We start from the raw sequence: 1,128 nt of genomic DNA, 5'->3' as shown, positions 1-1,128 counted from the left end.
ATACCAGTTCAATGTGAGGCGGCATAGAACAGTGCTTCCAGGATAAAGTCGTAGGCAGAAACTGATGCAACCTGCTCCAGTGTTAGTTGATCCAATAGTTCTTGAACTCGCTCCCGTAAAGCTTGCAGGGATGGAAAGATCTGATTGTTGAGCGACTGCTTCAGCAACTGCCAAAGTCTCTCTATAGGGTTGAGTTCAGGACTGTGAGCGGGTTGCGCTAAAGGAATGATGTTCTCTGGCCATTGGAGTGCAGACGTCATGTGAGCCGATGCCTGATCCATCTGCAAAATCGCCCAATCGTCTCCTAATTGCTTGGATAACCAATCTAAAAAGTCCTGAAAACATGCCCGGTTGAGTGCGGGATACTCGTGGAGGAAGTGGTCTCCCGTCAACGGGGCAATCGCTCCGTAAATCCAGAAATTCTCTCGCCCCCATTGCACCTTCACTGTGGGCTTCACCCCTTTGGCCGTGATGACTTTACCGGTCTGGGTTTTCAGACCAACTCGGGTTTCATCCTGGCACAAATAATGAATCACGTTGCCCTGTGCTAGCAGGGTTTCCAGTGCTAACAGGGCGGCTCCAAGGTTTTTTTAAAGGTCTCTACTCTCGCTTCATCTTGCCGATAACTCTGAGGGCGTGGAGTTTTCAGTTTGGCCCCTAGGCGGTTATGCACCCAGTCATAGACCGTCCCGTATTCCATGGTCAGTCCGTGCTTCTCGTGCAACCATTCCACAATCGCACCATAGCTGCTGAAGCCTTCGGGACGATTCAACTGCTGCTGTAGGTCGGCAAGCACGGCATCACTCATGATCCGCCTGCCTCCGGGAGCTTTATTAATTTTCAGCAGTTCCTGGATCCCACCCCGACGGTACGTCTGGAGCCATCGGGTGACCGTCGAGATATCACGCCCTAACCGTTGAGCAATCTCTTGTTGCTGCTTGACCTGTCCGCTTTTGACCCACCACAGCATCTGGAGTTTCTCTTTCTGAATCGCTGCTCTGACATGTTGCAATCGTTTCTTCAGGTCGGCTTCGCTCTCAGTGATCTCAAGCTTGAATGGACGACTCATTTCTATCCTCCAGGATTGACCCTCCCTCTATTCTATGTCCCTTTAAATTAAATTGGTAT

General features: G+C 50.6%; 2 protein-coding genes. Both read right to left on the bottom strand.

From position 1 onward, the window contains the following. Positions 1-8: 8 nt before the first annotated feature. Positions 9-536, bottom strand: coding sequence for an IS630 family transposase (locus JUJ53_RS18045; RefSeq protein WP_204153438.1), 528 nt, complete (start codon positions 534-536; stop codon positions 9-11). 29 nt (positions 537-565) lie between these two features. Then, the gene (locus JUJ53_RS18040) at positions 566-1,069 is read right to left on the bottom strand and encodes a winged helix-turn-helix domain-containing protein (RefSeq protein WP_204153437.1); all 504 of its coding nucleotides are present in this window, start codon (positions 1,067-1,069) and stop codon (positions 566-568) included. Positions 1,070-1,128 lie beyond the last annotated feature (59 nt).

The sequence above is a fragment of the Leptolyngbya sp. CCY15150 genome (genome assembly GCF_016888135.1).
In the GTDB taxonomy this organism is placed as follows: domain Bacteria; phylum Cyanobacteriota; class Cyanobacteriia; order RECH01; family RECH01; genus RECH01.
The sequence above is the reverse complement of the archived record's forward strand: the minus strand, read 5'-3'. Positions and strand labels throughout refer to the sequence as shown.